General features: G+C 59.1%; 23 protein-coding genes. 11 read left to right on the top strand and 12 right to left on the bottom strand.

Annotated elements, in window-relative coordinates:
- The first annotated feature begins 183 nt into the window (after positions 1-183).
- Positions 184-1686, top strand: a complete 1503-nt coding sequence (locus tag BLT54_RS02395) for a divergent polysaccharide deacetylase family protein (protein WP_074640653.1) — start codon at positions 184-186, stop codon at positions 1684-1686.
- Here BLT54_RS02395 and BLT54_RS02390 read toward each other — a convergent pair.
- A complete protein-coding gene (locus BLT54_RS02390; RefSeq protein ID WP_074640650.1) occupies positions 1683-2111 on the bottom strand; it encodes a carboxymuconolactone decarboxylase family protein in 429 nt (142 codons plus the stop codon). The genes BLT54_RS02395 and BLT54_RS02390 overlap by 4 nt on opposite strands.
- Positions 2038-2472: a MerR family transcriptional regulator gene (locus BLT54_RS02385; RefSeq protein ID WP_074640648.1), complete on the bottom strand. Its 435-nt coding sequence runs from the start codon at positions 2470-2472 to the stop codon at positions 2038-2040. The genes BLT54_RS02390 and BLT54_RS02385 overlap by 74 nt, the downstream gene beginning before the upstream one ends.
- A gap of 153 nt (positions 2473-2625) precedes the next feature.
- Here BLT54_RS02385 and BLT54_RS02380 point away from each other — a divergent pair, with 153 nt between their 5' ends.
- Positions 2626-3396 carry a DUF2189 domain-containing protein gene (locus BLT54_RS02380; RefSeq protein WP_074640645.1) on the top strand — a complete coding sequence of 257 codons (771 nt, stop codon included), beginning with the start codon at positions 2626-2628 and terminating at the stop codon, positions 3394-3396.
- Positions 3397-3803: 407 nt separating this feature from the next.
- Positions 3804-4283, top strand: coding sequence for a hypothetical protein (locus tag BLT54_RS02375; RefSeq protein WP_074640642.1), 480 nt, complete (start codon positions 3804-3806; stop codon positions 4281-4283).
- 255 nt (positions 4284-4538) lie between these two features.
- Here the strand turns inward: BLT54_RS02375 and BLT54_RS02370 are convergent, their stop codons facing one another.
- The 6 genes from BLT54_RS02370 to bcp form a co-directional block, all read right to left on the bottom strand.
- A complete protein-coding gene (locus BLT54_RS02370; protein WP_074640640.1) occupies positions 4539-5429 on the bottom strand; it encodes a DMT family transporter in 891 nt (296 codons plus the stop codon).
- Between the two features lie 97 nt (positions 5430-5526).
- A complete protein-coding gene (locus tag BLT54_RS02365; RefSeq protein ID WP_074640638.1) occupies positions 5527-5802 on the bottom strand; it encodes a hypothetical protein in 276 nt (91 codons plus the stop codon).
- A 136-nt stretch (positions 5803-5938) separates the two neighbouring features.
- Complete coding sequence (locus BLT54_RS02360; RefSeq protein ID WP_074640635.1) at positions 5939-6469, bottom strand: bactofilin family protein; 531 nt, start codon at positions 6467-6469, stop codon at positions 5939-5941.
- A complete protein-coding gene (locus BLT54_RS02355) occupies positions 6459-7763 on the bottom strand; it encodes a M23 family metallopeptidase (RefSeq protein WP_074640633.1) in 1305 nt (434 codons plus the stop codon). Before BLT54_RS02355 ends, BLT54_RS02360 begins: the two co-directional genes overlap by 11 nt.
- A 300-nt stretch (positions 7764-8063) precedes the next feature.
- Positions 8064-8915 carry a ferritin-like domain-containing protein gene (locus BLT54_RS02350; protein ID WP_074640630.1) on the bottom strand — a complete coding sequence of 284 codons (852 nt, stop codon included), beginning with the start codon at positions 8913-8915 and terminating at the stop codon, positions 8064-8066.
- A complete protein-coding gene (gene bcp, locus BLT54_RS02345) occupies positions 8912-9370 on the bottom strand; it encodes a thioredoxin-dependent thiol peroxidase (protein ID WP_074640628.1) in 459 nt (152 codons plus the stop codon). Before bcp ends, BLT54_RS02350 begins: the two co-directional genes overlap by 4 nt.
- Before the next feature lie 131 nt (positions 9371-9501).
- On the opposite strand from bcp, the gene BLT54_RS02340 reads away from it, so the two are divergent.
- From BLT54_RS02340 to BLT54_RS02315, 6 genes are all read left to right on the top strand, one after another.
- Complete coding sequence (locus BLT54_RS02340; protein ID WP_074640626.1) at positions 9502-12996, top strand: YhdP family protein; 3495 nt, start codon at positions 9502-9504, stop codon at positions 12994-12996.
- A 25-nt stretch (positions 12997-13021) separates the two neighbouring features.
- Entirely contained in the window at positions 13022-14095 is a 1074-nt protein-coding gene (gene queA / locus BLT54_RS02335; protein ID WP_074640624.1) for a tRNA preQ1(34) S-adenosylmethionine ribosyltransferase-isomerase QueA, read from the top strand.
- Between the two features lie 85 nt (positions 14096-14180).
- A complete protein-coding gene (locus tag BLT54_RS02330; RefSeq protein WP_074640622.1) occupies positions 14181-15464 on the top strand; it encodes an MFS transporter in 1284 nt (427 codons plus the stop codon).
- 128 nt (positions 15465-15592) lie between these two features.
- Positions 15593-16201 (top strand): DUF924 family protein, encoded by a 609-nt coding sequence (locus BLT54_RS02325; protein WP_074640620.1) that lies wholly within the window; start codon positions 15593-15595, stop codon positions 16199-16201.
- A gap of 280 nt (positions 16202-16481) precedes the next feature.
- Positions 16482-17891, top strand: coding sequence for a dihydrolipoyl dehydrogenase (gene lpdA / locus BLT54_RS02320; protein WP_074640618.1), 1410 nt, complete (start codon positions 16482-16484; stop codon positions 17889-17891).
- 147 nt (positions 17892-18038) lie between these two features.
- Positions 18039-19004 carry a LysR family transcriptional regulator gene (locus BLT54_RS02315; RefSeq protein WP_074640616.1) on the top strand — a complete coding sequence of 322 codons (966 nt, stop codon included), beginning with the start codon at positions 18039-18041 and terminating at the stop codon, positions 19002-19004.
- A 74-nt stretch (positions 19005-19078) separates the two neighbouring features.
- Here the strand turns inward: BLT54_RS02315 and BLT54_RS02310 are convergent, their stop codons facing one another.
- Positions 19079-19438: a rhodanese-like domain-containing protein gene (locus BLT54_RS02310; RefSeq protein ID WP_074640614.1), complete on the bottom strand. Its 360-nt coding sequence runs from the start codon at positions 19436-19438 to the stop codon at positions 19079-19081.
- A 256-nt stretch (positions 19439-19694) separates the two neighbouring features.
- Here BLT54_RS02310 and uvrA point away from each other — a divergent pair, with 256 nt between their 5' ends.
- Positions 19695-22589, top strand: a complete 2895-nt coding sequence (gene uvrA / locus BLT54_RS02305; RefSeq protein ID WP_074640612.1) for an excinuclease ABC subunit UvrA — start codon at positions 19695-19697, stop codon at positions 22587-22589.
- Between the two features lie 4 nt (positions 22590-22593).
- The gene (locus BLT54_RS02300; protein ID WP_074640610.1) at positions 22594-23016 is read left to right on the top strand and encodes an NUDIX hydrolase; all 423 of its coding nucleotides are present in this window, start codon (positions 22594-22596) and stop codon (positions 23014-23016) included.
- A 67-nt stretch (positions 23017-23083) separates the two neighbouring features.
- Here BLT54_RS02300 and BLT54_RS02295 read toward each other — a convergent pair whose 3' ends face one another.
- The 3 genes from BLT54_RS02295 to serS all read right to left on the bottom strand — a co-directional run bounded on the left by BLT54_RS02295 (position 23084) and on the right by serS (position 25854).
- Positions 23084-23710, bottom strand: a complete 627-nt coding sequence (locus BLT54_RS02295; RefSeq protein ID WP_074640608.1) for a GNAT family N-acetyltransferase — start codon at positions 23708-23710, stop codon at positions 23084-23086.
- A 19-nt stretch (positions 23711-23729) separates the two neighbouring features.
- The gene (locus BLT54_RS02290) at positions 23730-24443 is read right to left on the bottom strand and encodes a hypothetical protein (RefSeq protein ID WP_074640606.1); all 714 of its coding nucleotides are present in this window, start codon (positions 24441-24443) and stop codon (positions 23730-23732) included.
- A 118-nt stretch (positions 24444-24561) separates the two neighbouring features.
- The gene (gene serS, locus BLT54_RS02285) at positions 24562-25854 is read right to left on the bottom strand and encodes a serine--tRNA ligase (protein WP_074640604.1); all 1293 of its coding nucleotides are present in this window, start codon (positions 25852-25854) and stop codon (positions 24562-24564) included.
- Between the last annotated feature and the right edge of the window lie 60 nt (positions 25855-25914).

Below are 25914 nucleotides of genomic sequence, written 5' to 3'. Positions count from 1 at the left end.
GATGATCCTTTGATAAAGCCGGGTTATACATGATCCAAGGACCCTGAGGGGTCAAGGGGTTCGCCTTGACCAAAAGGGTGTAATCACGGCCTGATACCGCTGATTGTAAAAGGGCCGATAGAGCAAATGACAGGGCCGATGTGCGTGACACATCCGGCAACAGGGCAAGGAGCGCCAAAGACAATGGGGCGGGGAATTTTCACTGGGTTGATTTGGGGCGGTGTCGTTGGATTTGGGATCCTGACGGTCGCAAATGAGATCGTCGCACCTGTGACGTTGGACGTGACCCCTGTGGCATCGACCCCAATGGCATCCCCCCCTGCGGCACCTGCGTCCGCCGAGACGCAAGTGATCCCCGAGGGCACAACAGAGACCACCCCCGCCTTGACCACCGCGCCTGAGGGCGAGGAGGCCCCGGAGATTGCCGCCGATATGGCCGCAGCCGATCCAAACCGGTCCGGCACCCAGCCCGATGTGCGCACGCCCGAGGGCCAGGAAACGCCGCCCGAAACTGAAACAGCCGCCGCCGCCGCCCCCGAAATCTCCGCTCCCACCGGGCCGCACTCCGCCCCTGATGAAACGATGGAGAAGACGGCCAAAGCGCCTGTGATCGAACCGGTTTTGACCCCGCCACAAGGGCTGGCTCCCGAGGCCGAAACCCCAGACGCGCTGCCCTTTGCGGTGGAAAATGCGCCTCTGCCAACGCCTGAAGGATCGGATGTGGCGCCAGAAAGGACCGAGATGCCAGACAGCACTTCGATCGACACCGCTCTGATGGAAGCCGCACCGGAAGCGCCGGTGTTGAGTGGCCCAGCCCCCAAAGCGATGCCCGGCACGTCAGAGACCGGGATGCCGCAAACGACCGATCCCCTCAGTGAGCCGCAAGCGACGATTCGACCGGGCGAAAAGGTTGGCTCCTTTACCGAGCGCGAAGATGCCCGCAAATCCGTGCGCCTGCCCTCAATTGCCGCAGAGCCGAATGCCGATGGTGCCGCCCCCATGGTGCTGGCCGACGATCTTCCCGCCCTTGTGGCCTATTCCGCCGATTACGCCGGGACACCTGCGGGGCCAATGATGAGCATCGTTTTGGTGGATATTGCCGTGCTTGGCCCCAATGATCCGATCCTGTCCAAACTGCCGTTCCCGGTCACCTTTGCCGTCGATGCGGTCGCGGCGCGGGCGGGCGATCGGGCCAAAACCTACCGCGATAAGGGGCTTGAAGTCATGGCCATGGTGTCCTTGCCCGAAGGGGGGACACCGCAAGACGCTTCTGTGACCTTGCAACAGGCCGCCGAGCTTGTGCCGGTGTCCATTGGTTTTTTGGACGTCCCCTCGGGCACTTTCCAAAGCTCGCGCACCATCGCTGCCCAAGTTGTCGCAACGGCCCAAGACAGCGGGCGGGGGATATTGACTTTCCCGCGTGGGCTCAATGCCTTGGAGCAAGAAGCCCAGCGGGCCGATGCGCCCGCAGCCTTGGTGTTTCGCGATTTCGATGGTCGCGGTCAAGACATCGCCGCGATCAAACGGTTTTTGGATCAGGCCGCCTTTCGCGCCAATATCGACGAGAAAATCGTCCTTCTCGGTCGCTCAAAACCCGAGACGATTCAGGCGCTGGCTGAATGGTCCTTGGGCAATCGGGCGGCGGCGGTTTCGATCGTGCCTCTGTCCTATTTGCTGACGCATTAAGACATCTCCCCGGCCTCTTGCTTCCCGGCCTCTTGGTGCGCGAACACAGCCTTGGCCGCGGCAATGCCATTGAGCGCGGCGGGAAATCCGGCGTAGACGGACATTTGCATCAGGATCTCGGTGATCTCCACCCGTGTCAGGCCGACATTCAGCCCGGCGGCAATATGGACTTCCAATTGCGGGCGTGCCGTGCCCATGGCGCAAAGCGCGGCGATGGTGGCGATTTCGCGGTCGCGCAGGCTGAGGTCCGGGCGGCTGTAAATATCGCCAAAGGGAAATTCCAACAGGTAGGTGGCAAAATCCGGCGCGATCCCGGCAAGCGAGGCGATCACGTTTTCGCCCGCCTCACCGTCAATCGCGGCCAAGGCGGTTTTGCCGCGCTCCAGTCGGGTTTGTGATGTTGTCTTTGGTGTTGTCTGCGTCATTTGGGTCCATCCTTTCAGTCTCGCCATATCCGGCGATTTTGGTGTCGAGGACGGTGAGGGCGCTGTGAATCTCGGCCAGATGCGCGCGCACCCGGTCGCGATGTTCGCTCAAAAGTGCGGCGCGCGCGGGCCCGGTGCTGTCGCCCTGGGCGCGCAGCTTGGCATAGCGGAGCATGTCGCGGATTGGCATTCCGGTGGTTTTCAACCGGGACAGAAACCCGATCCAGACCACGCTGTCTTCGCCATAATCGCGCCGCCCGGAGCCATCGCGATGGGCATGGGGCAAAAGCCCGATCCGTTCGTAATAGCGAATGGTGTGGGCGGTGATCCCGGTGCGTTTCGCCAAATCTCCGATCTTCATGCCACCCTCTTTTCTTCGACGCTTTTGACCCTAGGGCTTTGAGCGCACTCTAAGTCAAGAGCGGATCTGCATATCACGCGTGCTTGACAGGCTGCGACATTTTGTCGTGAACTCGCAGCGAGGAGAACGGCGCACTGCCGACAGGGAGAGTTTATGGAACAGGTTCAGGCGGTGGCTGCGGCCCCGGTGCCCGATGTGGCGCATTTAACGATCTCGGATTTACGCGCCGCCCTGCGCGGCGGCTGGCGCGATTTTCGCCGCGCCCCCGCCTTTGGGATTTTCTTTTCCGCCGTCTATGTGTTGATCGGGTTTGGGTTTATCCTGTTTGGCGCGGGTACGGTGGCGTGGACCTTTGCCTTTTCGCTGGCCTTCCCGCTGTTTGCACCCTTTGCCGCCGTTGGCCTCTATGAGGTCTCTCGCCGGATGGAGGCGGGGGCGGCGCTCGATTGGTATCAAGTCCTGAGCGTTGTGAAGGCCGAAAAAGACCGGCAAATCCCGTGGATGGGGGCAATCATCGTCATCTATGTGCTGTTCTGGTCGTTCTTTGCCCATATGCTTTTTGCCCTCTTCATGGGCCTTTCGGCGATGACCAATATCAGCTCCTCTTATGAGGTGTTTTTGACCCCGAACGGTTTGACCATGATCGCGGTCGAGTTGGGCGTGGGCAGCCTGTTCGCCTTTCTGCTGTTTTCTCTCACGGTGACCTCCCTGCCTCATCTGTTGGACAAAGAGGTCGATTTCGTCACCGCCATGCTGTTGTCGTTTCGCGTGGTCAAAGACAATTTCTGGGTGATGCTGATCTGGGCAGGGCTGATCGCGATATTGTCGATCATAGCCTTGATCCCGTTGTTTTTGGGCCTGTTCATCGTCTTGCCGGTGATGGGCCACGCGACATGGCATCTCTACCGCCGGGCTTTGATTTAAGGCGATGGGTGTGATCCGCTGCCGCAGCTTTGCTGACGTTCGTCGCGCATCCTTAACGTGATGCGACGGATTTTCGGCATCCTATCAGCAGACCGTGCTATGCATATTGTCCCAACCGCCAAGCATGTCTGACCCAAACCGGACCTTGATCGCAACGTGCAGCGGGGTCTGCTATGTGGGACCGAGTTGCCTTTAGCCGCAACTCTCCCAACGTCCGGTTTTGGAATCGGGGCCAAAACAAAGGCCTTGAATGCGACTCCCACCACGGCAAGTAATTTTTAGAAGCTTTTTGCATTTATGGTGCTGGTGGTCGCAACAGTCATTGTCGTGACATCGGGAATGCGGGTATGCTTAGGTGGTGTAGAAATTGCTGCTTTCATCCAAAAATTACGAAGGGGGACGTAAAGATGGGTCCATTCGAACTTCGCACAATGTCAGAACATGGATTACTATTCATAAAGATGGTCTTCGCATTGCAGGATGCTATTGCGAAGTACAGCGATGCAAATGAGGCCGACCGGGTAAAAGCTGCTGAGCTGCTGCGAAAGATGGCGGCTTGCCTAAAAGAAATCGACCAGGAGGTGGCGGCGGAAAAACCGAACCCCACAAAACACGTCGGGTCGATGCGAGTATATCTATCAACCTTCAAGTCGCGTTTCGCGCCTGTCATAGGTGACCGAGAAGCTGAAAAGCTAGAACACGAGCTGATGTCACTGTTTGACACGACGGAAGGCGATGACGGCCCCATGATCTCAGGGTTCATCGCTTTGAAGAAATACGCCGAAGAGGGTCTCGTTGACGATGAGCATCTTAGAGCATCACTGATAACTCTTGTTCAGGTGCGAGAGCAATTGGAAGCCACGGCAGACGTCATCGAATTTGAATGAAGAGCGTTCGGGGTTTGGAGGCACTGGATCGGTGCTTATTCTTCTCGAGACCGAGAAAGCCGACATCCACTACATGTGAGTAAGTTGGGAGGTTCGGCCTCGTTCCCGCCATTCGCTGCGCTGTGGGCGAAGGCTCGGTTTTCCATTTGGGTCAGTTGCGACCGCTAAGGTCAAAGTCATGTGACATATGGTATTTGCGCGGACGGTGGTCTCTCGCTGCGGATTGAAGGATAAAGGGCGGTCTGCGGGCCGCCTTTACGCTCTGCGCCGGGAACTGATCATCAGCAACACACCGGCACCGACAATCACGGCACCCCCTGCCAGTTCCATCGCGTCGGGGCGCTCGCCAAAGACCAAAGCGCCCAGGATCATCGCGAACAACAGGCGCACATAGCGAAACGGCGTGACCACCGACAATTCGCCCATGCGCATCGCCATGGTGATGCCGGTGTAAGCGATGACGCCGACGACCACCGCCACCGACAAAAACGCCAGATCGACCAGCGAAGGCATGACCCACGCGTCGCCCCAGAGCAACAGGATCGCGCCCGAGGGGATGAGCGCGGCAAAGCCCGTGACGCCCAATTGCGCGTAGGACAGGATCGGGGGCGCGGCGCGGGTGGCCAGATCGCGCCCGGCAAAGCCGATCATGCCCAGCACTGCCAGGATCGACAGGGGCGTAAAGCCCGACAATCCCGGCCTGAGCACCATCAACACGCCGACAAAGCCCAATGCGATCAAGGCCCATCGCAGCGGCGAGACCTTTTCGCGAAAGATCAAAACGCCGGCGGCGGCCACGACCAAAGGCGTGGCTTGCAAAATCGCGGAGGTGGTGGAGAGGGCAGTGAGCGCCAGAGAAAGGGTGAAAAACACCCGGCCCATCATTTCAAACAGGGCGCGAATGGCCATCACGCGGCTGAAGAGGATCGGGTGAAAAATCCGTTCGCGGCGCTGACGTGTCAGCAGGGCAAACACCGTCAAACCGCCCAGACCGAACAAGATCAACACTTCGCCCACCGGCAAATGCGCGGTGACCGATTTCAACGCCATATCTTCGATCGAGAACCCGGCCATGGCCATGACCATCAACAGCGCGCCGCGCAGATTTCCGGCTTTGAGAAGGGTCAGGTCAGGGGCGAGGGTCATGGCGGCTCCACTATAGCGTGCGCGCCACCATGACCGGGACGACTGTGGGCCTCAAGGGCAAAACAGCTTTGCAGTTTTGCACCCTGTCCCGCTCAGATCACTTGCCCTTTTTCTTTTCGCCCAAAGACATTGGCTTGGCCGCGCCAAAATTGGCGGTGGCCAAGACCTTGGTCTTTTCTTGTTTCGGCTTTTTGACTTCTTTATTGCCGCGCTTGTTGTCGCCTTTTCCCATGATGATCTCCCAATGATCTTGCATGTCGATATGACCCTCCGGCGACAGGCCGAAGGGGTCTCCCTCAAGAAAATCAGGGTTGCCAGACGGGGCCTCAAAAGGCGGGGACCAAGCCAGGGCGATGATTTCGGTGAGTCGCAAACGCCGCTCTCTGGGCGGACGTGCTGACGATAATCTACGCCTGCGGCCCAATCTGCGCAAGTGTGGCGGTCCGAGAGCCCGATGCGAAAAAAGGCGACCCGAAGGCCGCCTTTTAAAAGTCAAATATGAGACCCGATCAGGCGGGTTTGGCCGGGGTCGGTTCCGGCGCTTTCGCAGGCTGGGGTTTTGCCCCACCCGCTTTCGAACCGATCGACAAAGGATCGTCAGCGCGCTGAACGGAGCCTTCAAAATGCGCACCGCTCTCAATCGCGATGGTTTTGTGGATGATGTCGCCTTCGACCCGCGCGGTTGAAGTCAGGCGGACTTTCAAGCCACGCACACGACCGACAACACGCCCATTGACCACCACATCATCGGCAATCACTTCGCCTTTGATCATCGCGGTTTCACCAACCGTCAAAAGATGGGCGCGAATGTCACCCTCAACCGTCCCTTCGATTTGAATATCGCCGGAGGTTTTCAGATTGCCCACGACAGTGAGGTCAGAGGACAGCACCGATGCGGGCGGTTTCGCCTTGGGCGCGGATTGGGAGAAGTCAGGGGCCGGAGTTTTCGGCAAGGCGGGCTTTGCAGCCGCCGTTTCGGGTTTTGTGATATCCTCGCCCTGTTTCGGGCCGGGTTCATTGATCCTGCTTTTAGAAAACATCGTTGGCAGCCTTAATGTAGATCATCGGGTTGACGGCCTTGCCCTGTACACGGACTTCATAGTGGAGGTGCGTGCCAGTGGAGCGGCCAGAATTCCCCATAGCACCGATTTGCTCCCCACGCGAGACTCTTTGACCAACTTTCACAAGAAGTTGGGATTGGTGAGCATAACGTGTCTCGATCCCGAACTCATGTTGAATTTTTACCAAACGCCCATAGCCCGAGGACCAGCCGGAAAATGTCACCACACCATCGGCGGTGGCATAGATCGGCGTGCCATAGGCGGCGGCGAAATCCGTTCCTTCATGCATCCGTCCCCAGCGTGGGCCAAAGCCCGAAGTGTAACGAAAGCCGTTTTTGAGCGGTAGGGCGAAGGGGGCTTTTTGGGCGGCGATCCGGTAAATGTTGAGCTTGTCCATCTTGTCGATCAGCGCATTGGCGCGCATCGAATCCGGGTCGATCATGCCGCCCTTGGTCGAAAATGTGATCGGGGTCAGCGGACCACCCTGGCCGGAATAGCCACGTTTGACCGTGGCGAGCATCGAGTCGACCGGCATCCCGGCGGCTTTGAACATTTTATCAAGCGGGGCAACGGACACGGTCATCGCATCTTCGAGCTGGGTGAAAATACGGTCATTCTTTTCTTCCATCAGCTTGAGATCGGTTTCCAACACATCGGCCATTTTCATCGCCTGGGACGCGGTCAGGGCCATCTCGTCGCGTTCTGCCGCCGTATCGGCCAGCGCCACGGCCAACACATCCACGGTGCTTTCCATATCCTGCGGCGTCATCCCCTTGGCCGCATTCGCGTCGCCATTGAGTTTGGACAGAACCTGTTCTTCGCTGAGCTGCGCTTCGTCGCGGGCTTTCAACGCATCGCGCAGATTGGCCTGAATCACATCCACGCCGGTTTCCAATTCGCGCACGCGCTCCTCAGAGGCCAAAAGCTGGGATTGCATGGCGGAGATTTGTTTGAGCGCGGTGTTGAACCGCTCCTGGGCGGCGGCGGCCTCGTTGGCGCGCATGTCGCGCTCATGGGCCAGTTCCGCCACGCGGTTTTCAAACAACACAAGATCACGCCCTGCCTGTTCGCGCAGATTGCCCGACCCGATGCTGTCCATCAAAATGATCGCGGAGGCGACGATCATCCAAGCCGCGATCACCGTTGTTCCGGTTACGGCCACCAATTGTGTCAGGGGAGAAAGCCGCAGATAGCGGGTCTCAGAGTCAGACCGCAGAAACACCCGGCGTTCGGGGAGTCTGCGCTCAAGCATGTGATTGAGCTTGTGTATCATTGTTAGGCTAAAACCGTCCTCATTCCCATCTCTCTCCGCCTTAGACCTTGTGAACTTTGAGTTTTGCACGTCTTTTGCGTGGCTTTTCCCAAATCGGCACTGACAATAAACAAGCGGTTGCACTCTGTTAGCGAACGAAGTCCAAGCGGGCAACGCTTTTGCCTTCCTGTCGGCGGTTTGGGCGAGCCATGGGCGGGAAATGACTGTTTGTGGGCGGTTTTTTGCCTATGTGAGCGCCACCATATCGGGTGACATTGCGCCCCCCCGCGACCGCCTGTCGCAGGGGGTATCCTTGACGCTTTATCGCCAGGCGGCGGGCATCTCATCGGACAGGGGCCAATAGAAATCCGGCGGCATCCCGGCTTCGGCGCGTTTTTCGTCATTAAAGGGTGGCTTGGTGCCCGACGGGAAGAACCGGCGCACAAGGGCGTGAAACTCTTCGGTCGGGTCCAGTCCCTCGCGGCCACAGAGAAAGTTGAACCATTTGGCCCCATAGGCGACATGGGACACTTCTTCGGCATAGATCACGTTCATCGCCTCCACCGTTTCGCGGTCTTTGGCATTTTGGAAAATCTTGATCATGCCCGGCGTCACATCCAAACCGCGCGCCTCCAACACCATCGGCACAACCGCCAGCCGCCCCATGATGTCCGCCACCGTATCCTCGGCGGCGCGCCACATGCCCGCATGGGCGGGCAGAGCGCCGTAAAAGGAGCCGAGCGCCTCAAGCCGGTCACATATCAGATTGAAATGTTTGGATTCTTCATCCGCCGCCTTGACCCAGTCGTCATAAAACCCAATCGGAAAGGGCACATGGGTGAAGCGCGCCACGATGTCCCAATGTAAATCGACCGCGTTCAGTTCGATATGGGCAATCGCGTGCAAAATCGCGATCCGGCCTTCGGGGCTGCCGGGTTTGCGCCGCGGCACATCGCGCGGGTCAAGCTGTTCGGGCCTGTCCGGGCGCGCCGGTTGCAGCGGCGGATGGGCCGTGCCGATCTCAATCGGGGTGCCGTCTGGCGCGCGCGACTGTCGCCACATCTCGGCATAGCGGTGGCTGAGCGCGGTTTTTTCGCGCCCACCCTTCGTGCGCAGCACCGCCTCGGCCATTTGCGCCAGCGTCAGGGGCCCTGTGTTCAAAGTCGCGCTCATGCGGTGGCGACCGCAAGAACCTCGTCCGCGTGTCCTGTGACTTTGACCTTGGGCCAGACATGGGCAATTTTACCGTCTTCATCAATAAGAAAGGTTGCGCGGACGATGCCCCAAAAGGTTTTGCCATACATCTGTTTTTCCGCCCAAACGCCATAGTCTTCGCAGACCGTGCCGTGTTCATCGGACAAAAGCGGGATGCCGAGACTGTGTTTGGCGCAGAAATTGTCGTGTTTTTTGACGCTGTCCTTGGACACGCCAAAGACCTGAATGCCCGCCGCCGCAAAGTCATCTTTGAGGGCGGTAAAATCCAGTGCCTCGGTGGTACAGCCCGGCGTGTTGTCTTTCGGGTAGAAATACAGCACCACTTTGTGCCCGCGCAGATCGGACAGGGTCACATCCGTGCCGCCATCGCGGGGCAGGGTGAAATCCGGGGCCATGGTTCCTTGGTCAAGCATGTCGATCTCCTTATAATGCCGTGTGAACACTTTTACGCTGTGAATACTTTTACGCGTTGCGCAGGCTTTCGGTTTCGTTTTAGGCCGCTTTACGACAAGATGAAACCAACACAAGCCTCAGAGCAGTTAAAATGAGCGAGCGTCCACCCCCGGATCACACGTCGGAGCAAACGTCTGATCACACGTCTGATCACACGCCGGGCACCGACCCGGAGCACAGCCCGGAGATGTCCGAAGCGCAGACCGCAGAGAGTGCGGCAGAGTCCCCCTCTGCGTCCCCCTCTGCGGCGGCCTCCGCTGTGGATGCGCCAGCCTTGGGGGCTGAACTGGGGACTGAGCAGGGAACCGAGACCGAGGAAACCCCCGCCGAGGCCCGCAAGCGCCTGCATCCGGCGCATCGCTTTGGCCTGTGGTCGCTTGCGCTCATGGCCCTTGTCGCGCTGTTCATCGGCATCGCGGTTCTGGCCTTCACCGGGCGCACCGTCATCCTGCCCGACGCGATCACCTCGCGCATCGAGACAAAGATCAACTCTGATCTCAACGGTGCCAAAATCTCCATCGGTCAGATCGTGGTCCTGGTCGATAAAACCTTTGTGCCCCGCGTCACCGCCCGCAATGTCGGCTTGATTGATGGCTCCGGTGCCGAAATCGCCCGGCTCAATGAATTGCGCGCGGTGCTCTCAAAAGACGCGCTCAAACAGATGCGGTTGCGGCCTGACACGCTGCGCCTTTCAGGGGCGCAGGTCACGGTGCGACGGCGGGCTGATGGGACGTTTGCCCTGGATTTCGGCGGCGCGCAGGGCACGGCAGGCTCGGCCGCGGAAGTGTTGGAGGCGATTGACCGCGCCTTTTCCACCGAGCCCTTGTCGAAAATCTCCCGCGTTGAGGCGCGCGAAATCACCGTTTCGCTGGAAGACGCGCGATCGGGCCGCTTGTGGCAGGCGACAGACGCTGCCGTGATCCTGCTCAACTCGGATGAAAACTTTGACATCACGCTGAATTTTGAACTGTTCAACGGCACCGAAGACCTTTCCGATGTCGAGGTGAGTTTTGCCTCGCAAAAAGGCTCTTTGGCGACGGTCATGTCGCTGAGCATGGACAATGCGCCGACCCGCGATTTCGCCCTGCAAAGCCCGGCCTTGTCGTTTTTATCCGTGGTCGATGCGCCCGTCTCCGCCGCCATGCGCGCCGAATTTGATACCAAGGGGAGGTTGGCGCAATATTCTGGCAAACTTGCCATTGGCGCCGGTCAGATCGTTGCCGGGGAAGGGGCCAAGCCTTTGGCCTTTGAAGGGGCGAGCGGGTATTTTGACTATGACCCCAGCAAAGAACGGATTGAGTTTCCTCAGTTTAGCCTCAAAACCGACGCGCTCGACATCAGCGGGCGCGGCCATATTTTGCTGCGTGATTTTGATGGGGCCTGGCCGCAGGTCTTTACCAGTCAATGGCGGTTTTCCGAGCTGAAACTTGCCCCCGATGGTGTGTTCTCCGAGCCTTTGGTGTTCGATCAAGGCATGGCTGATCTGCAATTGCGGCTCGCGCCTTTTAGCCTGGAGATTGGCCAGATTGATCTCAAACAAGGAGATATTTGGCTGCGCGGCGCGGGGCGCGCAGCGGCCACGTCCGAGGGTTGGCAGGCCGGGCTGGATCTCAAGGTTGATGCGCTGAGCCATGCCGAATTGATGGCGCTCTGGCCGCCAAAAGCCATCGCCAAAACCCGTGATTGGATGACCGAAAACATCCACTCCGCCACCTACCGCGACCTCAATGCGGCGCTGCGGTTTGTGCCTGGGCAAAGCGCGCCGACGCTGGCGCTCGATTGGCGTTTTGACGACCTCGACCTGCGCTATATCCCGGTGCAACCGCCGCTTTTGGGCGGGCATGGTTACGGGTCGATTTTTGGCAATGCTCTGACGGTGGTCTTGGATGGCGGCGCGGTCACGCCCCCTATGGGTGGCGCGGTCGATATGGCGGGCACGGTGGTGCGCATCCCCAATATCACCGAAAAACCCGCGCGTCTGGACATCGCTTTGGCCACCCAATCGACGATTGAGGCGGGCCTGTCCTTGGTGGCGGAAAAACCGTTTTCGGTGCTCAATGAGGCCGCCTTTGGTCCCGATGTGGCCAAGGGGCAGGCCAACCTGCGCGGCCTGATGTCCTTTCCGCTCAATAAGATCGTGACCTTTGAGGATGTGAATTTCCTGCTTAACGGCACGCTGAGCGATGTCTCGTCGGATCGACTGATGCGCGGGCAGGTGCTCTCCGCCGACCAACTGGCGCTGACCGTCGATCCCTCGGGTCTGACCCTTGCGGGGTCGGCGCGGATCGGGACGGCACAGGCCGCCGGACAATGGCGCAAAAACTTCGGCCCTGATCATCGCGGCACATCGGATATGACCGGGCGGATCACCCTCAATCAGGCGCTTTTGGATACGTTCAAGATCGCTTTGCCGGACGGCACGGTGGCGGGCGACGCGACGGGCACGCTGTCCGTGGCACTGCGCAAAGGCCAGCCGCCGAAATTCGATATTTCCTCTGACCTCTCGGGCATGCGGCTGAGTTTCGCGCCGCTCAAATGGGGTAAACCCGCCGGAACGCGCGGCTCGTTTACGATCTCAGGCACGGCGGGAGATCGGCCGGACATCACCAATCTGGCGCTTTCGGCGGCGGGGCTTGAGGCCACGGGCGGGCGGGTGACGTTGACGCCCGAGGGTGCGCTGGATCGGCTGGATGTGGATCGGTTCAAACTGGGTGGGTGGCTCGATGTGCCCGCCTCCTTGGTCGGGCAGGGACCGGGTCAGCCTGTGAAAGTCGAAATCCGTGGCGGGCGGTTTGACCTGCCGGGGGCAACGTTTGGTGGCTCTTCGGGGTCGGGCACGGGTGCTGCGATCCCAATAGAGGTGCGCCTTGATCGGTTTGAGATCACCAAGGGTCAAGAGTTGAACGCCTTTTCAGCGCGCCTGTCCCTGGCGGACGGGGTGACGGGGTCATTCCGGGGCGATCTGAACGGCACGGGCACCTTGACCGGCACGGTGCGCCCCGGTCCCTATGGCCCAACGATCACCGCAACCTCGAAAGATGCCGGGTCCATCGTGACAGCGGCGGGGGTTTTGGAGCGGGCGTCGGGGGGAGAGATGAGTTTTGGCCTGACCGCCTTGCCCGAAGCCGGCAGCTATGACGGGCGAGTGGTGATCCATGACATCCGGGTGCAATCCGCCCCGGCGCTGGCCGAGCTTTTGTCCGCGGTCTCTGTCGTCGGCCTGATTGATCAGATGACCGGGGCGGGCGGCATTCAGTTTTCGCAAGTCCAAGGCGATTTCATCCTGCGTCCGGGCAAATTGAGCCTCCGCGATGGCACCGCCGAAGGCCCCTCTCTTGGCATTACCCTCGAAGGGCTTTATGACACCAACGCAGGTCAGGTGGACCTCCAAGGTGTCGTCTCGCCCGTCTATTTTATCAATGCTCTGGGGCAGGTTGTGGCACGCAAAGGCGAGGGGCTGTTTGGCTTTACCTATACGCTCACGGGGGATGCCAAATCGCCCGCTGTCGGGGTCAATCCGCTCTCGATCCTGACGCCGGGGGCGTTGCGCGACATCTTCCGTAAAAAGCCCGCCGGGGGCGAGTAACCCAATCCGCCTGATGTGAGGCCATATGAAACTGTCTGATTTCGATTTTGATCTGCCCGAGGCTTTGATTGCCACACGGCCCGCCAAACCGCGCTCTTCGGCGCGGCTTTTGGTGGCCACGCCAGACAGTATCACCGATGGTCATGTCACCGATCTTTTGGACTGGTTGCAGCCCGGCGATCGGTTGGTGTTGAACGACACCAAAGTGCTGCCCGCGCGCCTGACCGGCAAACGTGGCCGCGACACGGCACAGGGCTATCAAGAGGCCAGGATCGAAGTGACCCTGTTGGAGCCACAGGCGCAGGCGGGGCATGGCGGGATGATCTGGCGCGCACTCATCAAGCCGCTCAAAAAGATCAAAGAGGGCGAAGAGGTGCGGTTTTCCGATGATCTGTCCGCCACTTTGGTCGCCAAAGACGAGGGCGAGGCGATTGTCGCCTTTAACCTCAAAGGCGAGGATTTTGATGCGGCCTTGGCACAGGCCGGGTCGATGCCCTTGCCGCCGTATATCGAGGCCAAACGCAAAGCCGACGCCCAGGACAAAGAGGATTACCAAACCGTCTGGGCCCGCAATATGGGGGCGGTGGCCGCGCCCACCGCTTCGCTGCATTTCGATGAGCCGCTGCTCAAGGCGCTGGCGCAAAAGGGCGTCGAATTCACCTATGTGACGCTGCATGTCGGGGCGGGGACGTTTTTGCCGGTCAAGGTCGACAATGTCGAGGATCACAAAATGCATGCGGAATGGGGCGAGGTCTCAGAAGGCGCGGCGCATGAGATCAACACCACCAAGCAACGCGGCGGGCGGGTGATCCCGGTCGGCACCACGGCGCTGCGGCTGATCGAATCCGCCGCGCCCGCGCCCGGCGTGATTGCACCGTTTTTGGGTGAGACCGATATTTTCATCAAACCCGGCTATCAGTTCCGCATTACAGATGCGTTGATGACCAATTTCCACCTGCCCAAAAGCACGCTTTTGATGTTGGTGGCGGCGCTGATGGGGCGCGAGCGGATGCGCGCGGTCTATGATCATGCCCTGTCCGAAGGCTACCGGTTCTTTTCCTATGGCGATGCCTCGCTTTTGCTGCCGCAACGCGATTGAGGTCGTGAGGCCCGATGTCTGTGGCATAAGACCTCGCCACACACCGCGGGTTTCCCTCCTCCTCGAATCCCAATAGGGTCCGGGGATGAAACAAGTCCTCGCCTCCTCCTCGCCGCTTCTTTTGGGCATTCTTTTACTGATGATCGGCAATGGTTTGCAGGGTTCCCTTTTGGGGGTTCGTGGCGGGCTTGAAGGTTTTTCGACGCTGGAAATCTCCATCGTCATGTCGGGCTATTTCTTAGGCTTTTTGGGCGGATCACGCGTCGCACCGCTGCTCATCCGCCGCGTCGGCCATGTGCGGGTGTTTGCGGCCCTTGCCTCTTTTATCTCCGCCGCGCTCATCCTGTTCCCGGTGGTCGCGGACCCCTGGGTCTGGACCGCTCTGCGGGTCTTGTTGGGGTTCTGTTTTTCCGGCGTTTATGTGACCTCGGAAAGCTGGCTCAACAATGCCGCCTCCAACGAAGTGCGCGGCAAGGCCCTTTCGGCCTATATGTTGGTTCAGATGGTCGGCATCGTCGTTGCGCAATGGATTCTGTCCCAAGGTGACCCGTCGGGGTTCATTTTGTTCATCGTCCCTTCGGTCTTGGTCTCGATCTCTTTCGCGCCGATCCTGTTGTCTGTGACGCCCACCCCCGCCTTTGAAACCTCCAAGCCGATGACGTTCAAAAAGCTGTTTGAAGTCTCGCCTCTGGGCTGTGTTGGCATGTTCCTGATGGGCGGTGTCTTTGCCTCGCAAATGGCGATGGGCGCGGTCTATGCCACCCAATCGGGCTTTTCTTTGGGCCAAATCTCCACCTTCATTGCCGCAATTTATATTGGCGCTGTGGCGTTTCAGATGCCGATTGGCTGGGTTTCGGATCACATTGACCGGCGCAAAGCGATCTTTGGCGTTGCGGGCATGGGCACGGTCGCCTGTCTCGTCGGCATTCTGATTCCCGGCAACTATGTGCTTGTTTTGGGCATCGCCTTTGTGGCGGGCGGGGCGGCGAATCCGCTCTATTCGCTGCTGATCGCCCATACCAATGATTACCTCGCCCCCGAAGACATGGCCGCCTCCTCTGGTGGGCTGTTGTTCATCAATGGGGTGGGGGCTGTCGGTGGGCCGCTGATTGCCGGTTGGTTGATGGGCAATATCGGTCCGCGTGGCTATTGGTTGATGCAGGCGGTGTTGATGGGGGGCGTGGCCGCCTATGCGCTGTGGCGGATGACCCGTCGCGCGTCTGTGCCGGTGGATGAAACCACGTCTTATGTCGCCGTGATGCCCTCGGCCTCGCCTGTGGTTGGGGAAATGGCCCAAGAGGTGGCGATTGAACGGGCCGAAGAGGCAAGCCATGAGGATGAGCCAGATCACAGGTCTCAAAACGGCTGATGAGGCTTGCGAGTGGCATTTTCAGCAACATTGATAATAGTTTGACATCAACATTATAATTAACTTGCGCACCACTCTTTTGGATTGTAACGGTTTTACAACGATGACGCCGTCGAGAGGAGCGACTGATGGCCCAGACTCACACCCAATCCCCGCAGAAAACGCCAGAGGATATTCTTGCCTTTTGGCTGGATGAGTTGACCCCGGCAGATTGGTATAAGGTGGATGAGGCCCTTGATGCGCGCATCCGCGATCAGTTCCTCTCTACTTGGGAAAAGGCTCAGGAGGGCGCCTATTCGCTCTGGCTGACCCATGCCTCCGGCGCGCTGGCCTATATCATTCTCAATGATCAAATGTCGCGCAATATGTTCCGCGGGCTGGGGCGCGCCTTTGCCTCTGACCGGATCGCCCTCACCGCCGCCAAGGCCGCGATTGATAAGGGCTGGGACATGCGCATTGATGCGCCCGCGCGGCAATTTTTCTACCTGCCTTTGATGCATTCCGAAAACCTCACCGATCAGGACCGCTGTGTGCGCCTGATGTTTGAACGCCTTTCGGAACAGCCCGACAATCTGCGCCACGCACAGGCGCATCGCGAAGTGATCCGCATGTTTGGCCGCTTTCCTTACCGCAACGCGGCTTTGGATCGGCGCTCAACCCACGTCGAGGCGCAATTTATCACTTCTGGTGGCTACGGCGCGGTGCTCAAAGACATGGCGGCGGCACGCGCGGCCTGATCCGGGCGCGGTTTTCCGAGCTTTCAAATCCTCGACCCAATCCATGCGTCTCCCGCTCAAGCTATGCGCTGAGCGGGACGCAGCCTTTCGGGCTGAGTGTTGCGCGCCCCGTTGCCACGATTTTCAAGATAGTTTAGCATCAAACTAAATTGTTTTGTCGTCGCTCGGGATCGCGGATCAACAGCAATGCGACGGCACGATTGAAATGGCGCGGGCCTTTTCGCTGACCTCATAGGGCAGGGCGCAAAAGGCGTTGATTTTGGTTTCGGGAGGACCCTCCATGTCTGACACATTTTCTGGCACATCTTTTGACCTCGTGGTCATTGGCGCAGGACCGGGCGGCTATGTCGCCGCGATCCGTGCGGCGCAGTTGGGGCTCAACGTCGCCTGTGTCGAGCGCGAAAACCTGGGTGGGATTTGCCTGAACTGGGGGTGTATCCCGACCAAGGCGCTGTTGCGCTCCGCTGAAGTCTATCACCAAATGCACCGGGCCAAGGAATTTGGCCTCTCCGTCGACAACATCGGCTTTGACCTTGACGCCATTGTCAAACGGTCACGCGGCGTCGCCAAACAGATGAACGCCGGGATCAAAGGCCTGTTCAAAAAGAACAAGGTTACCGCGATTATGGGCGAGGCCAAATTGGCCGGAAATGGCAAAGTCTCTGTCAAAACCAATGATGGCAAGGACGAGATCCTGACCGCCAAAAACATCATCGTCGCGACGGGCGCGCGGGCGCGGCAATTGCCGGGCCTTGAGGGCGACGGCGACCGGGTTTGGACCTACCGCGACGCTTTGGTGCCCAAACACATGCCGAAAAAGCTGCTTGTCATCGGCTCGGGTGCGATCGGCATCGAATTTGCCTCTTTCTACAACACGCTCGGCGCGGACACGACTGTGGTCGAAGTCATGGACCGTGTCTTGCCGGTCGAGGACAAAGACATCTCTGCTTTCGCCAAAAAGCAATTCGTTAAACAGGGCATGACCATCCACGAAAAATCCGGCGTCAAACAGCTGGACCGAAGCAAGGACAAGGTCGTCGCCCATATCGAAATCAACGGCAAAATCGAGAAACACGAGTTTGACACGGTGATTTCCGCCGTCGGCATCGTTGGCAATGTCGAAGGTCTCGGCCTTGAGGAGATGGGCGTCAAAATCGACCGCACCCATGTCGTCACCGACGAATATTGCCGCACCGGGGTCGAAGGCGTTTACGCCATTGGCGACATCGCGGGCGCGCCATGGTTGGCGCATAAAGCCTCGCACGAAGGCGTCATGGTGGCCGAACTTATCGCCGGTCTGCACCCCCATGCGATCAAGCCGAACTCGATTGCGGGCTGCACCTATTGTCATCCGCAAGTCGCCTCCGTTGGTCTGACCGAAGCCAAGGCCATTGATGCCGGATATGAGATCAAAGTTGGCAAATTTCCCTTTATTGGCAATGGCAAAGCCGTTGCGATGGGCGAGGCCGAGGGTCTGGTGAAAACCGTGTTTGACGCCAAAACCGGCGAGCTTTTGGGCGCGCATATGGTGGGCGCGGAAGTGACCGAAATGATCCAAGGCTACGTCATCGGTCGCGAACTTGAAACCACCGAAGAAGACCTGATGAACACGGTCTTCCCGCACCCGACCATGTCGGAAATGATGCATGAATCGGTGCTCGACGCCTATGGCCGTGCGCTGCATATTTAAGCTGACGTCGCTTTGAATGAAAAAAGCGCCCCGGCTCTGGGGCGCTTTTTATTTGCAAAACCATATCGTTTCATAAATACATGTGGGCAAAGCCCCGCAAGATAGCGCGCCCCTTGTGCGCAAATAGATGTGATGTAATGTGTCAATATGACTGACTGGGATTCTCTTCGTTATATTCTCGCCGTTGCGCGCGAAGGTGGCCTATCTGGCGCCGCCAGAGTGCTGGGCGTGAACCATGCCACCGTGTCGCGGCAATTGGCCAAGGCCGAAGACACCGCCGGTGTGCGGTTCTTCACCCGCCTTGCCTCCGGCCTGCAACCGACCGAAGCGGGGCAGGTGGCGATTGCCCATGCCGAAGAGGTCGAGGCGCGCATGGTTGCGCTCGATATGGCGCTCGCTGCTCGCGACGAGACCGAAGAAGGCGAATTGAAAGTCACCATCCCGCCGCTTTTGGCCGACAATCATTTCGCGCAGGATCTCAAAACATTCAAAGAGCTGCACCCGGCTATTGATTTGCAAATCGTCGGCGCGACGGAGGTGTTGAACCTGCACCGACGCGAGGCCGATGTGGCGATCCGGGTGACACAATCGCCCGAGGAAAGCCTCTGGGGCCGGATGATGTCGTCGCAACGCGCCGGGTGGTTTGCGGCCCCGAGTTTCATTGAACAGTATAAAGACGTGATCGAGGGGCGCGATACTGAAACGCATCTGCCGTATATCGCGTTTTTGGCTTGGGCGCAGACCAATCCGACCGCGCTTTTTGCCGATCTGCCAAGTTGCCGCGTGGCGATGCGTACCGATGATATGATCACGGCCATGGCTTTGGCGCGTCAGGGCGTGGGCATGGTCCGCACCGCGCATTTTCTGGGGGAAAGCGACCCGCATTTGGTGCGGGTGCCGGGGCTGAAGCTGACCGACCATACGCCGCTTTGGGTCTTGACCCACCCGGACCTGCGCCATGTGCCGCGGGTGACCGAATTCATGCGCTTTATCGCCGGACGGTTCACCGCGCGCCGGGGCTATTACATGGGCCCGGATGCCAGTTCCGCCGATACCGTCATTCGACCCGATGGGGCGAAGTTTGAGGGCACGGTGTCCGAGGCCGCTGAGTGATCCGTTCAATGTCAGACTGATAAAGGGCGGCCAAATGGCCGCCTTTTGTGTGTTTTACGCGAGGTGAAAGCGTCTTAGACGTTTACAACCTCACCACCACCGGCAACCCAATTGTGCAGCCCGCCAAGGTTTTGCACATCCTCATGGCCCAACCGTTTCAACAGGGAGGCCGCATTTGAGGAACGCGCACCGGAGGCGCAGTACAGCACCTTGGTGAGTTTCGTGTCTTTGAACGCGGGCAGGCAGTCGGGCGAACGCGGATCACATTTCGCCGCAATCACCGTCAGCGGCACATGGATTGCGCCCTTGGCCGTGCCCGTCATGTGCAACTCTTGCTTGTCGCGCACATCGACCAAGATCATCGTGCCCTGTTTCAGACCCGCTTTGACCGCATCCACAGAAATTTTCGGCCCACCGCCAAACAGTCCAAACATTTCATTCCACCTTTGCAATCTGTTGCATGTCTTTGCGCTGCTTCTAGGCCTGAGGGCAAGCGTGTGTCTGTGATGAAATCACCAAAGCCCTGTTCGGGCGTGCCGATGGTGGAAAAAACAGCACGCACGGCAAAAGTTCTTGTTACGTTCTTATTTTCCTATTGGAACATAGGCCACGCTCGCCTAGATATGGGGAGCGGCTGCGCCGGGGCAAAGATCTCGGTCAGATCGGGTGTGGACAGAGGGCAAGTGGGCTATGGTCGAACTCAAAACTATCGAAGTGCGCGGCGCGCGCGAGCACAATCTCAAAAACGTTGATGTGGATATTCCGCGCGACGAATTGGTGGTGATCACCGGCCTGTCCGGGTCGGGCAAATCCTCTTTGGCTTTTGACACGATCTATGCCGAGGGCCAGCGCCGCTATGTCGAAAGCCTGTCTGCCTATGCGCGTCAGTTTTTGGACATGATGGGCAAGCCGGATGTGGATCACATTTCGGGCCTGTCGCCCGCGATCTCGATTGAGCAAAAAACCACCTCGAAAAACCCGCGCTCGACCGTCGGCACGGTCACCGAGATTTACGACTATCTGCGCCTGTTGTTTGCCCGCGCCGGGACGCCCTATAGCCCCACCACAGGTGAGCCGATTGAGGCGCAACAGATCCAGGACATGGTCGATATCATCATGCGGATGCAGGAGGGCACGCGCGGCTTTCTTTTGGCCCCGATCGTGCGCGACCGAAAAGGCGAATATCGCAAAGAATTCCTAGAGTTACGCAAACAGGGCTTTCAACGCGTCAAGGTTGACGGCGCGTTTTACGAGCTGGATGAACCGCCGACATTGGACAAGAAATTTCGCCATGACATTGACGTGGTGGTGGACCGTTTGGTGGTGCGTGAGGGCTTGGAAACGCGTCTGGCCGACAGCCTGCGCACCGCGCTTGATCTGGCCGATGGCATTGCCATTTTGGAGACCGCGCCAAAAGAGGGCGAGGGCGATCCAGAGCGTCTGACCTTTTCGGAAAAATTCGCCTGTCCGGTGTCGGGCTTTACCATTTCGGAAATCGAACCGCGGCTGTTTTCGTTCAACGCGCCGTTCGGGGCCTGTCCGCAATGTGACGGGCTTGGGGTTGAACTGTTTTTCGACGAACGCCTGGTCGTGCCCGATGCGGCGTTGAAAATCGCCGACGGGGCCATCGCGCCCTGGCGCAAAGGCAAAACGCCCTATTTCCTCCAGACCATCGAAGCGCTGGCCAAACATTACGGGTTCAAAGCCTCGACGCCGTGGAAATCCATCCCCGAGGACGTGCAAAAGGTCTTTCTCTATGGCTCCGGCAAAGAGGAAATCCCGTTCCGCTATGATGACGGTGGCCGCGTCTATGAGGTGACCCGCAGCTTTGAGGGCGTGATCCCCAATATGGAACGCCGTTACCGCGAAACCGACAGCAATTGGGTGCGCGAAGAGTTTGAGCGCTATCAAAACAACCGGCCTTGCGGGCTGTGCGGTGGCTATCGCCTGAATGAAGCGGCGCGGGCGGTCAAGATCGGCTCCGTTGTAGATGGGGAAACCGAACTGCTCCATGTCGGCCAAGTGGTCGAAAAGTCGATCAAACAGGCCTATGAGTGGACGCTGGGCGTGATGGACGCGCTCTCACCGCAGAAACAAGAAATCGCCCGTGCCATCGTCAAAGAAATCCGCGAACGGTTGGGGTTTTTGAACAACGTAGGTCTTGAATACCTGACCATGTCGCGCAATGCCGGAACCTTGTCAGGTGGTGAAAGCCAACGCATCCGACTGGCCTCGCAAATCGGATCGGGGCTTCAGGGTGTGCTTTATGTGCTTGATGAGCCCTCCATCGGGCTGCACCAACGCGACAATGATCGCCTCATCGGTACGCTGAAAAATCTGCGCGATCAGGGCAACACCGTGATCGTGGTCGAGCATGACGAGGATATGATCCGCGAGGCCGATTACGTCTTTGACATGGGGCCGGGGGCGGGGGTCCATGGCGGGCAAATCGTTTCCAAAGGCACACCGCAAGAGATCGAAGCGGACGCCGCCTCGCTCACCGGGCAATATCTTGCGGGCACCCGCGAAGTGTCGGTGCCAAGCAAGCGGCGCAAAGGCAATGGCAAGACGCTGACCGTGGTCAAAGCCACCGGCAACAACCTCAAAGAGGTGACGGCGGAGTTCCCGCTGGGCAAATTCATCTGTGTCTCTGGCGTGTCCGGCGGCGGGAAATCGACGCTGACCATCGAGACGCTCTATAAAAACGCCGCCACCAAACTGAACGGCGCGCGCGAAACGCCGGCACCTTGTGAGACGATCAAAGGCTTTGAGCACCTCGATAAGGTCATCGACATCGACCAACGCCCAATCGGCCGCACCCCGCGCTCCAACCCCGCGACCTACACCGGAGCCTTCACCCCGATCCGCGATTGGTTCGCCGGTCTGCCGGAATCGAAAGCCCGCGGCTATAAGCCGGGGCGGTTTAGTTTCAACGTCAAAGGCGGGCGGTGCGAAGCCTGTCAGGGCGATGGCGTGATCAAGATCGAGATGCATTTCCTGCCCGATGTTTACGTCGAATGCGAGACCTGCCGCGGCAAGCGATACAATCGTGAAACTTTGGAAATTCAGTTTAAAGGCAAAAGTATAGCTGACGTTCTTGATATGACGGTTGAGGATGCGCAAGAGTTCTTTAAGGCCGTTCCGGTGATCCGCGAAAAGATGGATGCGCTGGTGCGGGTCGGGCTTGGCTATATCAAGGTCGGGCAACAGGCGACGACGCTTTCGGGCGGCGAAGCCCAACGGGTGAAGCTGTCGAAAGAACTGTCCAAACGCGCCACGGGCCGCACGCTTTACATCCTCGATGAACCCACCACAGGCCTGCATTTTGAAGACGTCAAAAAGCTGCTCGAAGTGTTGCATGAACTGGTCGATCAGGGCAATTCGATGATCGTGATCGAACACAATCTGGATGTGATCAAGACCGCCGATTACATCATCGACATCGGTCCCGAGGGTGGCGATGGTGGCGGGCGCATTGTCGCCTCCGGCACGCCCGAAGAGGTGGCCGAGGTCGAGGCAAGTCACACGGGGCGCTACCTCAAACCGATGCTTGAAAAGATCAAAGCGCGCAAGGCGGCGGAGTAGCTTGATGAGCCAAAGCGCACCTCAAATCCCGAAACTCGCGGTGCTGGCGGTCTGTCTGCATGAAGGGAAATTCCTTTTGGTGCAGCGCCGCAACCCGCCGGACGCCGGGCTTTGGGGTTTTCCCGGCGGGCATGTCGAGCTTGGCGAGAGTTTGGCCGAAGCCGCCGCGCGCGAACTCCATGAGGAGACCGGCGTGACGGCCACGGCGGGCGAGGTGATCGGGCATGTTGAATTGATTGATCGCGATGGCTCCGAGGTGATGCACCATTTCCTTTTGGTCGCCGTGGCCTGTGCCTATAAATCCGGGGTGGCGGTGGCCGATGACGATGCGATGGAGGCGGCTTGGGTCAGCGATGCAGATATGGTGAATCTGTCGCTTTCGGATCACGTCATGGACGTGGCACAACAGGCGTTGAAACAGACCTGAAAGGGGTCAGGCGAGGCGACTGAGGATGGCACAGATGGTCTGCGAACATGGGGCCACGCTGGCCCGCTCATTGGGGGCGCGCCGTATCCGCAACGGGGCTAAGAGCAAACCGCATCTCAGTCGCAGTTTGAAACCCAAACAGATGACGCAGCGGCCCAATCTGTTTGGTCTTTTGCGCGACAAACCCCTCACGTTCATAAAGCGCACGGGCGCGGGGATTGATGTCGATCACATCAAGGCGGACCGCATGGCAGCCCTGTGCCGCCGCTTCGGTTTTGATCGCTTGCAAAAGCGTGGTGCCAATGCCCAATCCACGCGCGTGCGGGGCGACAAAGATACCGTCCATGGTCAATACGCCGGGCTGTAGGTCGCGCTCCAAAAGTGAGAGGCCGACAGCGCGCCAAAGCGCCCCAAGCCAGCCATAGGCCTGTGCCAGATCCGACAGCCCGCCACCGACAAAGCTGCCCGTGTCGGTCTTAAACCCCGCGACGCCCAAAAGCGTGCCCTCGTCGTCCAGAACACTCAGGGCATGTGACGGATCGGCCACCTGAGTGAGGAATTGCAGTGCCGTCTCTTCTGGTCGCATCAACAGACCTAACTTGGCCTTGAACGCCTCCCAAAACAGGGCGGCGACTGTGGCGCGTTGATCTTTGGGAAACCCATGTTGGGCGATATAGGCTGATGGTTTGGACATAGGTCTTTCCGGCTCCGGCTCAAATCACGACTCTGCGCGCACTGTTTGCGGACAGGATCAAAAGGATCACCGCCCCGAAAGCGGCCACACAGGCCACGACCCAATGCGTGCCCCAATTGCGTACCACAATCGCGATCAAAGCCCAAGCCGTGCCCAGCGGATAGAGCGGCGCATCCTGGCGCATTTTATGGCCGATCAGGGCCACGACAAAGGCCCCGACAAGACAGATCAGGGCCCAGCCGACCTGACCAAAGATCACGCCATGACCGGCGGCCAAAATCCCCAAAGAGGCAAAGGAAGCGGCGGTCAACCACCCGGCGTAGAGCGACACCGGCGCGCGGGCCCACCGAGGGTCCGACACCGGTGCGCGGTCCATCGCCAGCAAGGCCAAACCCAACATGGCGAAAATCAAAACCGTGGCCCAAAGCGGTGACACCATCGCGACGGCCAACCACGGCGTGCCGATCACCAACGAGGCAATCAACGGCCAACGCATCGGGTCCCAGTCTTCTGCATCGGCACGTTTGAACAATCCGAACCCGCCGGAAATCACCAACCACGCATAGATCACTCCCCAAATCGCGAAGGCATAGCCAGCGGGCACAATCGGCGCATTGTCCTGTGGGATCGGAAAGAGCGAGGGGTCATAGCCGCCAAAACCGGGGGCCAAAAGCGGGCCTAAAAGGGCAAAGGCCAGAGCGCTGACAAAGGCGAAAATGGCTTTCATATGCATGGGATGTCCTTTCATGGGCCAAGCATGGAACGGGCCGCGCAGTTCTCCATATAGGACAGAAAACGGCGCCGGAAAGGGCGCCGTTTGTCAGACGATCATGTGAGGTGTTGTTGACGCGTTAGGCCAAGATACCCTCTGCGGTCAGAGTCAATTTGCCGCCCAAATAGGGCGCAAGCACGTCCGGTAACGTCACCGAACCGTCGGCGTTTTGACCGTTTTCCAGCACCGCAATCAAACACCGCCCCACGGCCAGACCCGAGCCATTGAGCGTATGCACAAACTCCGGCTTGCCGCCATCGGCGGGTTTGAAACGGGCGTTCATCCGCCGCGCCTGAAAATCGCCCGTGGTCGAGACCGAGGAGATTTCACGATAGGTGTTTTGCCCCGGCAACCACGCTTCGATGTCAAAGGTGCGGCGCGCGCCAAAGCCCATGTCGCCGGTGCACAACGCGACCGTGCGGTAAGGCACGCCGAGCTTTTCAAGGATGCCCTCGGCACAGGCCAACATGCGTTTTTGCTCCGCGTCGCTCGCATCGGGATGGGTGATCGAGACCATTTCGACCTTTTCAAACTGGTGCTGGCGCAACATGCCCGACGTGTCGCGGCCCGCCGATCCGGCCTCGGAACGGAAGCACAGCGAATGCGCGGTCATGCGGATCGGCAATGCCGCCTCGTCCAAAATATCATTCGCCACCGAATAGGTCAGCGGCACCTCAGAGGTCGGGATCAACCACCAGCCATTGGTGGTCTGATAGCTGTCCTCGCCGAATTTCGGCAACTTATCGGTGCCATACATCGCCTCATCTTTGACGATCACCGGCGTGTTGATCTCGGTCAGGCCGTTTTCGTCCACATGGGTGTCGAGCATGAATTGCGACAACGCCCGGTGGATGCGCGCCACAGCGCCTTTGAGCACCACAAACCGCGCGCCGGAAATCTTGGCTCCGGTCTCGAAATCCATCGCTTTGGAGACGGCTGTGATGTCGTAATGTTCTTTCGGATCAAAGCCGTAGCTGGGTACATTGCCCCAGCGCTTGATCTCGATATTCTCGCTCTCATCCTTGCCCTCGGGCACGTCGGCGGCGGGCAGGTTGGGGATGCGGGCCAGCATGTCGGTGAGCCGGGCGTCCTCGTCCTTGGCCTCATCCGTCAGTCGGGCAATTTCTGCCTTTTTGTCGGCCACAAGCGCGCGCAGACGCTCAAATTCGGCCTCATCGCCCTTGGCCTTGGCCGCACCCACCAGTTTGGAAGCCTTGTTCTGTTCCGCCTTGGCATCCTCTGCCGCCGCAATTTTAGCACGCCGATCCGCGTCGAGTGCCAGCACCTCGGACGACACCCCAGACAGCCCCCGCCGCGCCAAAGCGGCGTCAAATGCGTCAGGGTTTTCGCGAATGGCCTTGATGTCATGCATCGGAGTGGTCCTCAGAAGTGATTTGATCTTGGCTAGGCTTATGCCTCAGCGGGCTGGGGG

The organism is Celeribacter baekdonensis, from assembly GCF_900102315.1.
Classification (GTDB): Bacteria; Pseudomonadota; Alphaproteobacteria; order Rhodobacterales; family Rhodobacteraceae; genus Celeribacter; species Celeribacter baekdonensis.
Note: the sequence above shows the minus strand (reverse complement) of the source record. Positions and strands in the feature narration are given on the sequence as shown.

Bases quoted from the DNA above. Each gene is read 5' to 3' on its own strand.
- BLT54_RS02355 (WP_074640633.1), bottom strand. From the start codon at position 7,763: ATGATACACAAGCTCAATCACATGCTTGAGCGCAGACTCCCCGAACGC.
- BLT54_RS02330 (WP_074640622.1), top strand. From the start codon at position 14,181: ATGAAACAAGTCCTCGCCTCCTCCTCGCCGCTTCTTTTGGGCATTCTT.
- uvrA (WP_074640612.1), top strand. From the start codon at position 19,695: ATGGTCGAACTCAAAACTATCGAAGTGCGCGGCGCGCGCGAGCACAAT.
- BLT54_RS02290 (WP_074640606.1), bottom strand. From the start codon at position 24,443: ATGCATATGAAAGCCATTTTCGCCTTTGTCAGCGCTCTGGCCTTTGCC.
- BLT54_RS02390 (WP_074640650.1), bottom strand. From the start codon at position 2,111: ATGACGCAGACAACACCAAAGACAACATCACAAACCCGACTGGAGCGC.
- BLT54_RS02325 (WP_074640620.1), top strand. From the start codon at position 15,593: ATGGCCCAGACTCACACCCAATCCCCGCAGAAAACGCCAGAGGATATT.
- lpdA (WP_074640618.1), top strand. From the start codon at position 16,482: ATGTCTGACACATTTTCTGGCACATCTTTTGACCTCGTGGTCATTGGC.
- serS (WP_074640604.1), bottom strand. From the start codon at position 25,854: ATGCATGACATCAAGGCCATTCGCGAAAACCCTGACGCATTTGACGCC.
- bcp (WP_074640628.1), bottom strand. From the start codon at position 9,370: ATGCTTGACCAAGGAACCATGGCCCCGGATTTCACCCTGCCCCGCGAT.
- BLT54_RS02385 (WP_074640648.1), bottom strand. From the start codon at position 2,472: ATGAAGATCGGAGATTTGGCGAAACGCACCGGGATCACCGCCCACACC.
- BLT54_RS02360 (WP_074640635.1), bottom strand. From the start codon at position 6,469: ATGTTTTCTAAAAGCAGGATCAATGAACCCGGCCCGAAACAGGGCGAG.
- BLT54_RS02395 (WP_074640653.1), top strand. From the start codon at position 184: ATGGGGCGGGGAATTTTCACTGGGTTGATTTGGGGCGGTGTCGTTGGA.
- queA (WP_074640624.1), top strand. From the start codon at position 13,022: ATGAAACTGTCTGATTTCGATTTTGATCTGCCCGAGGCTTTGATTGCC.
- BLT54_RS02340 (WP_074640626.1), top strand. From the start codon at position 9,502: ATGAGCGAGCGTCCACCCCCGGATCACACGTCGGAGCAAACGTCTGAT.
- BLT54_RS02310 (WP_074640614.1), bottom strand. From the start codon at position 19,438: ATGTTTGGACTGTTTGGCGGTGGGCCGAAAATTTCTGTGGATGCGGTC.
- BLT54_RS02295 (WP_074640608.1), bottom strand. From the start codon at position 23,710: ATGTCCAAACCATCAGCCTATATCGCCCAACATGGGTTTCCCAAAGAT.
- BLT54_RS02380 (WP_074640645.1), top strand. From the start codon at position 2,626: ATGGAACAGGTTCAGGCGGTGGCTGCGGCCCCGGTGCCCGATGTGGCG.
- BLT54_RS02375 (WP_074640642.1), top strand. From the start codon at position 3,804: ATGGGTCCATTCGAACTTCGCACAATGTCAGAACATGGATTACTATTC.
- BLT54_RS02350 (WP_074640630.1), bottom strand. From the start codon at position 8,915: ATGAGCGCGACTTTGAACACAGGGCCCCTGACGCTGGCGCAAATGGCC.
- BLT54_RS02315 (WP_074640616.1), top strand. From the start codon at position 18,039: ATGACTGACTGGGATTCTCTTCGTTATATTCTCGCCGTTGCGCGCGAA.
- BLT54_RS02370 (WP_074640640.1), bottom strand. From the start codon at position 5,429: ATGACCCTCGCCCCTGACCTGACCCTTCTCAAAGCCGGAAATCTGCGC.
- BLT54_RS02300 (WP_074640610.1), top strand. From the start codon at position 22,594: ATGAGCCAAAGCGCACCTCAAATCCCGAAACTCGCGGTGCTGGCGGTC.